Genomic DNA, 7,612 nt, shown 5'->3' on the forward strand with positions numbered 1-7,612 from the left:
CTCCTCCTCGGCCCGCGTTGCCGTCAGAGCGCCTTGCTCGGCAAGCCGCCGCCAGGTGAAGAGCTGGTTGGGCGATACACCGTGACGGCGGGCCACCAGGCTCACCGACGAGCCCGGCTCATTGGTCTCGGCGACCATCTCCAGCTTCTCCGTCACCGTCCATCGGCGCCGGCGCTGTGGTCCGGGAAGGACCTCACTCTTCGGATAAGAACCAGTCATGCGCACGACATTACTCCTAACCCTTATCTTAAGCGTGGGTCGTGTCCGGGCAATTAGGGGGCTGGTTCAGACCGTTAGCGGTTGGTAATGGGCGTTGCAGCAGTTCCCAGAGTCATCCTTCGCCTGGGTTTACGCGCGCTTCACCGCGGTAATGCCTCGCCCCTCGAGCAAGGTGAACCGCCCCGGTTTTGCCGGAAGCCTGTTGTGGTGAGTTGTGCGGCGATCGCTTTCTGCGAACGAGGTGTAGTTGAGTTCCTCAGCTTCGGCGGGCGGGATGTTGTTTGTTCCTCATGACCATCCCACTCGGTAGTTGGAGCCTCCGGCAAAACCGGGGCGATTCACCGAGCGATCCTCGATGCCGTTAGGTGGTGCGTCGTTTGTCAGCATGGCTCTTCAAGAAGGCCCTGAGCCATTGACTCCATTGGCACTGCAAGATGCAATGTTCATGTTTTGTTCAATCGCGAGGGGTCGCGTATGAGTAGCGTTTGGTACCACGTTGTTGTGGTTTTTGGTGTGGGGGACGGAGGTCGTCTCGTGCCGGTTCTCGAGCGTCCCGCGATTGATCCGGAGGAAGCTGTGCGTTTGTCAAAAGCCATGGCTCATCGATACGCGGGGGCGGTAGCGTTTAGCAGATGGATGGACATTGCCACCGGCCGTTATGGTCCGCCTGTTGTCCGCGGATGCTATGGAAACCTCCCTAAGGAGATAATCCACCTTTGCCGTCCTGATCATGGCACGGCCTCGGCAGGCAGGCGTATGCGTTCGACCGAGACACCGACGCGAAGGGTTTCAAATATACAGCCTGGTCGACTGCGTCTGGTGAAGCCTGCTGGAGCGGGCCGAGGAGGGTGACCGTAGCGTGTGAATGGTGCCCGGAGATCGATTTTCCGTGGAGACTGCAGCGGATCGCTCCGGAGTCTGATGGCGTGATTGGCTGCAAGCGAAGGTCGGCGTCAGGCCATCACTCGTCAGAGAAAGCCGGAAGCCGTCCGGCTCGCGCCTCCTTGAGTACCTCGAGTCTTATTGCCGAGGACAGATTCCCAGTCTCGCGCTGGCTGTCGATTTGAGAGACATAGGAACTGAGCGATTCGCTGTTTAGGCGTGCCAGCCTGCGAACTGCGTTCCAGAACTCGTCCTCAATGGAAAGAGACGTCCTGTGTCCATCGAGAACAATCGATCGCTTCTTGATCTGAGATTGAGTTGTTATGCGACGGCTTGAGGGCGGCATCCGTCTGACTCCGTCACATGACTGTCTACAACCTCATCGCAGTCTGATTCGGTTAAGGGGTCTTTAACCGCCAGCGCCTCTGCATACGGCGAATCTGCTCTCTCAACGTCAGAGTCGTCTGGTTGCCGTCACGCGACGTTGCCGAAGGTTGCGAACGGGCTTCCCGGGTCACGCTCGCTCCAGCGCGGCGATTGTCCGGACAATCCTCTCGCGATCGGCTTCCGTCTGCTGTCCATCGAGGAAGACCGCGAGGTAAAGTTATCATTGCTCGCCAATTACCTGCGATCTTCACCCCTCGGCCCGATCGCAGAGCGGCCCGCGCTCACGAAGCTGTCATCGCGGCTTTGGTAACGCGACGCGCCCTGGATGCGAAGGACGGATTGGCTGGCCGTCGCACCGGTCTGCTCAACGATCGCGCTCGTTCGAATGCGCGCAAAGCCCAAGGGGATTTCGTATGCTCACTCGCCGCATCCTTCTCTCCAGCGTCTGCGCTGTCTCGGCCGGAGCGACCGCTCTGCCGGCACATGCTCAAGCTGTTACGTTCACGCGCTACTCGAAGGGGACCTTTGACCGGATGATCGCCGCGGGTGGCCCGGTCTTTGTCCATGTCCACGCAGATTGGTGTCCGACGTGTCGCGCGCAATTGTCCAGCTTCAACCAGATCGGCGCTTCTGGTTTTGGAAACGCGCAGATGGTTCGTGTGGACTTTGATGCGGATAAGGCCTTCCTAACGGAACATAACGTTCGCAGTCAGTCGACCATTCTGATCTTCCGCGGCGGGCGCGAGGTCGCGCGGTTGGTGGGCCAAAGTGACCGGGCCGCTATCGAGCAGGCTCTCAAGGCGCTGTCGGCCTGAGCCGGCTACAGCTCGGGGGCGACCGGCAAGAAGGCCGCCCCCTCCGCCGCTCACCCGTTCTCTGCCGGTTCTGCTGCAAATGACTGCACTTGTGCTGAGCTACCTTGCTGGCGTTCTGACCACGCTGAACCCCTGCGTCTTGCCGGTTCTCCCCATCATCCTGGCGTCGGCATTCTCAAAAGGACGCCTGGGACCGCTGGCTTTGACGGGAGGGATGGTGCTCGGCTTCACCTTGCTCGGCACAGCACTTGCCGCCACGGGTCAGGCGCTAGGCTTGTCCGACGTTGTGTTTCGGACGGGCGCGGCCGTCCTTTTCGTGCTCTTCGGGCTTGTCCTGCTTGTGTCCGCCGCCGGCACCGCTTTCGCTGGGGCGCTCCAGCCTGTCGCAGACGCTGCATCGACGATCGCCGCGCGCCTCGGCTCGTTCGGACTTGCAGGTCAGTTCGCGACGGGAGCCCTGCTTGGTGTCGTTTGGACGCCCTGCGCGGGACCCGCCCTCGGTGCGGCGGTGACCCTCGCTGCCCAGACCGGCGGATATGCCCATGCCATGATCCGCATGTTCGCATTCTCGCTCGGGGCAGCGAGCATCCTGTTGCTCCTGGCGCTCGGATCACAAGCTGCGATCATGGCGCGGCGCAATCGGATGATGGGCGTCGCGGAACGTGCAAAGCCGGCACTTGGCGCCATTCTCATTGTCGTGGGGGTGGCGGTACTGACCGGCTTCGACAAACGTTTGGAAGCGGTGCTCGTCAACCTGATGCCGGAATGGCTGGTCGCGTTCACCACCAGCGTCTGAACACGAGCGGGCGTTGGTGCTTGACGCGTGCATTCATGTCTTCCGGCCTCTCGACCGTTCGGGCAGGTCACGGCAGTTGCCTATGACGGACCGATCCAGTCCATGGCGCTCCTCGCGACGACATAGACACCGACCGCCATGATGACCGCGGCGAGCACGGTGCCCAGGCTTCCCTTACGCCCGGCGAGCAGCCGACCGAGAGAACTTCCACCAACGCCGCCCAGGACGCCGCCAAGAATGAAGATTCCAGCGATGCGCCAGTCGATGAGGCCCGACGCCGCATAGCTTGCCGCCGTCGCGGCTCCGAAGGCGGTCACGGCGATGAGCGACGTGCCGATGGCGAAGGGCAGCGACATGCCCGTCGCAACCATCAGGGCAGGCACGATGAGGAAGCCGCCGCCGATACCGAAAAATCCGCTGAGAAGGCCGACCCCGAGGCCGCCGCCGATCAGCCAGGGCAGGAGGTAACGCGCCGAGGCTCGGGTGAGCCGCACGTCCGGGTTGCCCTCAGCCTTGCGCTTCAGGAACATGGCAATGCCGACCACGATCATCAATGCGCCGAATAGTGCCAGAAGCTTGGCACCGTCGATGCTCTTGGCCAGGGTCGAGCCACCGAAGGCGCCGATGACGCCTGCAGCGGCGAAGGTAAGGCCGCAGCGCCATTTCACGGTCCGAGCACGCCAATGGCCGATCAGGTTGGCAAAGGCGCTTGCCGCCACGGCGAGCGCGCTGGTGCCGATGGCTACATGCGCCGACGACACGCCGACGCCGTAGACCAGCAGCGGCACGGCCAGCACCGACCCACCGCCGCCCACGAGGCCGAGGATGGCGCCCACAAGCGCGCCCGAGAGGCCGGAGAGAAGATCGGTGGGCATGGGTGAACCTCCCGGTGGGGGACCGCCGTTCAGGCGTTGGCCGACGTCAGGGCCGCACGATTCCACGGTGCGAGCGACAGAATGCGGGCCATGGCGCAGGTGCCTGTCACGCCGGCAAAGGCGAGGCCCAGCCCCACAAAGCCGGGGACGGCCAGGAAGCCCGGATGCACGAGAACGCCGAGGGCGGTGCCGACTGCGCCCAGAGAACCTGCAACGATCTGTACCTGCCGCATGATCTCGATCGGCTGGCGCGCATCCTTGACGATGGGAAGGCCTGCGTCGCGCCAGGCCTCGATCCCGCCCTCGAGCACGTAAACCTTCGCACCCGGCACGGTGGTCGCGAGACGCTGGGCGTTGACGGCTGTTCTGTTGCCGCTCCGGCAGTGGAAAATAACCGCTCCCGCCACTTTGGGCGGACTGCGCTCGATCGATGACAGCGGGTGGTGGCTCGCCAGCGGGACGTGCTCGCGGCGCCATTCATCCGTCTCGCGAATGTCGACGAGGGTGGCGCTATGGGAGAGCATGGCAAAGGCTTCGGCCGGGGCGATGTGCTTGATGGTCATGGGTCAGTCCTCGAAGGTCAGATCACGCCTTGCGGCAATAGAGGCGGTAAAGTTCGGCCATGAGCTCGCGGATGCGAGGATCGGCGATGCGATACCAGAGCGTCTGGCTTTCCCTGCGAAAGGCGAGAATGCCCTCGTCCCGCATCTTGGCGAGATGCTGGGACAGCGCCGACTGGCTGATGCCGATCCTGCTGACTAGGGTCCCGACATTCGTCTCCTCCTGCTCCATCAGGACGCAGAGGATCTGAAGGCGCCGCTCGTTGGCGAGAGCGCGCAACGTGTCGGCGACCTCGAGCGCATTGGCCTCGAAGGCGGCCGGATCGAGCATGTCGGGCAATGGGTTCATAGCGATCTCTAATTTAGATATTGCTTATTTAGAGGTATCGAATATATCTGTCAACACCCATCGTTGAACGAGCTAGCCATGTCGACCCGCCGTGAACCTCTCATCCACGCCTTCTTCGACGAAGCCACGAACACGATCAGCTACATCGTGGCCGATCCCGCGACCCGCGAAGCGGCGGTCATCGACGCGGTCCTCGACTACGACCCGAACGCTGGCGAGGTGGACACGCGCTCGGTGGAAGCGATCCTCACCAAGGCAGCCGCCGAGGACTACCGGATTGTCTGGACGCTGGAGACCCACGCGCATGCCGACCACCTGTCCGGCTCTCCCCTGATCAAGGCGAAGACCGGCGCCAGGATCGGCATCGGGGAGCACATCAAGGAGGTGCAGCGCATCTTCCGGCCGGTGTTCAACGCCACCGACCTGAAGACCGACGGCAGCGACTTCGACCACTTGTTCCGCGACGGTGAGACCTTTTCGATCGGCGAACTGGAAGGATCGATCCTGCATACGCCTGGCCATACGCCGGCGGACATCGTGTATCGGATCGAGGACGCAGCCTTCGTCGGCGATACCCTGTTCATGCCGGACTTTGGCACTGCCCGTGCTGACTTTCCCGGGGGCGACGCCCGCACATTGTACCGCTCGATCCAGAAGGTGCTGGCCCTTCCACCTGAGACCCGCCTGTTCCTCTGCCACGACTATAAGGCGCCGGGCCGGGACCACTATGCCTGGGAGACGACGGTGGCCGAGCAGCGGGCGGCCAATGTTCACGTTCGGGATGGAACAGACGAGGGCGAATTCGTCGCGATGCGCGAGGCGCGGGACTCCAAGCTTGCTGTGCCGCGGCTCCTGCTGCCTTCGATCCAGGTCAATATCCGCGCCGGACGGTTCCCCGAGGCCGAGGCCAATGGCGTGCGCTACCTCGTGATCCCCGTGAAGGCCAAGAGCCAGACTGCTGAAATGGCGACGACAGCCTGACAATCACAGCTTGATGCGCATCAATGTTAGTTTAGGCGCCTCTAATATAATGGTGGCTTCTTCGGGCGTTCATCCGCCCGGAGCCTTGCCAATGGCCTCTTCATTCGCAGCGCTGAGGCCGAGTTCAAACTCGTTCGTCCAAGCCAAGGAGAACCTCATGACGCGGAACGTCGGAACCATCGATCGCGCCCTGCGCGTCGTTTTCGGCCTTTTACTGATGGGATGGGCGATCACCGGCTGGCCGACCAATGGCTACAGCTGGATTGGCTGGATCGGCATCGTGCCGCTGCTGACTGCATTGGTCGGATTCTGTCCTGCCTACACGCTCCTTGGTCTCAGCACATGCCCGGTTACCAAGTAGGAGCCCGGTCAATAATCGAGCTTCGGCCCGTGATGGAAGGTAAGCGGACGCGATGAGGCGTCGCGAGGGAACAGGCTCTGACAGGGTGCGATGACGCCCTCGACGCTTCATCGTGCAGCCGACCCATGCCTTTAACCACGATGACGGCGGCGCGATGGAAAGCCGCAATTTCGGGGCTCGCTGGCAGGCCAATGTTGCGGAAAAAGCGATCAGGTTCGCGCCGCATCAGCGGACACTCGTTTGGTGGCTGGAGTCCGAACAGGATCAGCAGCCGTTTGAGCCCTCACTTCGTCGCTGGGCCCGGTGAGTCCTCGTCGTCGCGCTTCGGTCTCACGCCCCCGGATAGTCGGCGTCGCGCAGGAAGGGATAGCGGCCGGCAGCCTTCTCGACATAGGCTGTGTGGCTGATGAGACCCGCGCCTTCAGTCCAAAGATGGAGGTGAAAGGCGGCCGGTTCGAAGTTAAACGGCGCCGGCGGCCGGTCGACGAGGTCGAGAACCACCTGGTGCGCCACCGACGGCGCGACCATCGCGAGCGTCCCGGCGAAAAGCGCCTGAATTGGCCGTTGGTGGTGGCCGGCAAAGAAGCGCACGACGTGGGGATGGCGGCGGATCACCGCCTCGAATTCGGATGGGGCCATCCAGGCTGCGTTTGCGAACGGCGCCGAAGCGGCAGCGGTGACATTGGGACGTGTCTTCCCCGGACCTGCGGCCTGGGGGGTCTTCGCCATGATGTTCGGTTCGCTTGCCCTTATGCGGGCCGTTCTGGATGAGGCGACAGATGCGGCGATCCGGGCGCGGGTTCTCAAAGACCTGTACAAACTCGCCGAACGGGATTCCGAGCTTTGACCGTGGTCGGGCATTCACCTGTGCCGCCAGCTGAGGCGGAAATCGCTTGCTTGCGCTCTTTCAACAGTCAAGTTGTCCCCAGTTCGACTGTCGAACCGTAAGCCGACGTTCCCGAGGTCCACTTGGGACCCAAGAAGCGAATCCCCTCAACGTCCGCTTCGCGCCGCGAAAGCGGACATGCCGGGAGAGGCCGAAAGCTGAAGTTCCTAGATGCGGCACGTCGATCCCTGTGGGTATCCAATCCCGACAGCCGGCATTGGAGTTTCGATGGTTGTCTCGGATCGATCTGTGCTCCGGCTGCTCGAGGACGCGCATAATGGTGGCTGCATCAAGCGGATGGGCGTGCGCCGCAACGCCTTCTCCACACGGAGCAGAAGTCCCATCAGGTTTGCGACGGGGACTAATGGACCGATCTTTCGTGTGACTTGGCGGTAAGCGCGGGTTCTAGGGTCCGGACCCATAAATCGGTTGGCATGAGCGAGGGATTGTGATTCACGGCTTCCGGAAGGAAGTCTCTGATGAATTGCGATCTTTTCTGGC

Annotated in this window: 11 protein-coding genes; 5 read left to right on the top strand and 6 right to left on the bottom strand. The window is 62.5% G+C overall.

Annotation, left to right across the window (positions count from 1 at the left end):
• Both C8P69_RS22920 and C8P69_RS22925 read right to left on the bottom strand, forming a co-directional pair.
• Positions 1–219 (bottom strand): transposase (locus tag C8P69_RS22920; RefSeq protein ID WP_211353853.1); only part of this gene is annotated, 219 nt, incomplete at its 3' end.
• Positions 220–1,180: 961 nt separating this feature from the next.
• A complete protein-coding gene (locus C8P69_RS22925) occupies positions 1,181–1,447 on the bottom strand; it encodes a ribbon-helix-helix domain-containing protein (RefSeq protein WP_108179754.1) in 267 nt (88 codons plus the stop codon).
• A 454-nt stretch (positions 1,448–1,901) separates the two neighbouring features.
• On the opposite strand from C8P69_RS22925, the gene C8P69_RS22930 reads away from it, so the two are divergent.
• Complete coding sequence (locus C8P69_RS22930) at positions 1,902–2,303, top strand: thioredoxin family protein (RefSeq protein ID WP_108179755.1); 402 nt, start codon at positions 1,902–1,904, stop codon at positions 2,301–2,303.
• Positions 2,304–2,394: 91 nt separating this feature from the next.
• Entirely contained in the window at positions 2,395–3,099 is a 705-nt protein-coding gene (locus tag C8P69_RS22935; protein WP_170118374.1) for a cytochrome c biogenesis CcdA family protein, read from the top strand.
• An 80-nt stretch (positions 3,100–3,179) separates the two neighbouring features.
• On the opposite strand, the gene C8P69_RS22940 is transcribed toward C8P69_RS22935, so the two are convergent.
• Genes C8P69_RS22940 through C8P69_RS22950 form a run of 3 tightly spaced genes read right to left on the bottom strand, consistent with a single transcriptional unit; the run spans position 3,180 to position 4,883 of the window.
• Positions 3,180–3,974 (bottom strand): sulfite exporter TauE/SafE family protein, encoded by a 795-nt coding sequence (locus C8P69_RS22940; RefSeq protein WP_108179757.1) that lies wholly within the window; start codon positions 3,972–3,974, stop codon positions 3,180–3,182.
• Between the two features lie 29 nt (positions 3,975–4,003).
• On the bottom strand, positions 4,004–4,537 hold the full coding sequence (locus tag C8P69_RS22945) for a rhodanese family protein (protein ID WP_108179758.1): 534 nt from the start codon (positions 4,535–4,537) through the stop codon (positions 4,004–4,006).
• 22 nt (positions 4,538–4,559) lie between these two features.
• Positions 4,560–4,883: an ArsR/SmtB family transcription factor gene (locus C8P69_RS22950; protein ID WP_108179759.1), complete on the bottom strand. Its 324-nt coding sequence runs from the start codon at positions 4,881–4,883 to the stop codon at positions 4,560–4,562.
• A 78-nt stretch (positions 4,884–4,961) separates the two neighbouring features.
• Here C8P69_RS22950 and C8P69_RS22955 point away from each other — a divergent pair, with 78 nt between their 5' ends.
• The 3 genes from C8P69_RS22955 to C8P69_RS23680 all read left to right on the top strand — a co-directional run bounded on the left by C8P69_RS22955 (position 4,962) and on the right by C8P69_RS23680 (position 6,532).
• A complete protein-coding gene (locus tag C8P69_RS22955; protein ID WP_108179760.1) occupies positions 4,962–5,864 on the top strand; it encodes an MBL fold metallo-hydrolase in 903 nt (300 codons plus the stop codon).
• A 157-nt stretch (positions 5,865–6,021) separates the two neighbouring features.
• The gene (locus tag C8P69_RS22960) at positions 6,022–6,225 is read left to right on the top strand and encodes a YgaP family membrane protein (protein WP_108179761.1); all 204 of its coding nucleotides are present in this window, start codon (positions 6,022–6,024) and stop codon (positions 6,223–6,225) included.
• Positions 6,226–6,337: 112 nt separating this feature from the next.
• Positions 6,338–6,532, top strand: coding sequence for a hypothetical protein (locus C8P69_RS23680; RefSeq protein ID WP_146167443.1), 195 nt, complete (start codon positions 6,338–6,340; stop codon positions 6,530–6,532).
• A 23-nt stretch (positions 6,533–6,555) separates the two neighbouring features.
• Here the strand turns inward: C8P69_RS23680 and C8P69_RS22965 are convergent, their stop codons facing one another.
• A complete protein-coding gene (locus tag C8P69_RS22965) occupies positions 6,556–6,954 on the bottom strand; it encodes a metallophosphoesterase family protein (RefSeq protein WP_146167444.1) in 399 nt (132 codons plus the stop codon).
• Positions 6,955–7,612: the final 658 nt, after the last annotated feature.

Origin of the sequence: Phreatobacter oligotrophus, assembly GCF_003046185.1 — a bacterium.
GTDB classification, from domain to species: domain Bacteria; phylum Pseudomonadota; class Alphaproteobacteria; order Rhizobiales; family Phreatobacteraceae; genus Phreatobacter; species Phreatobacter oligotrophus.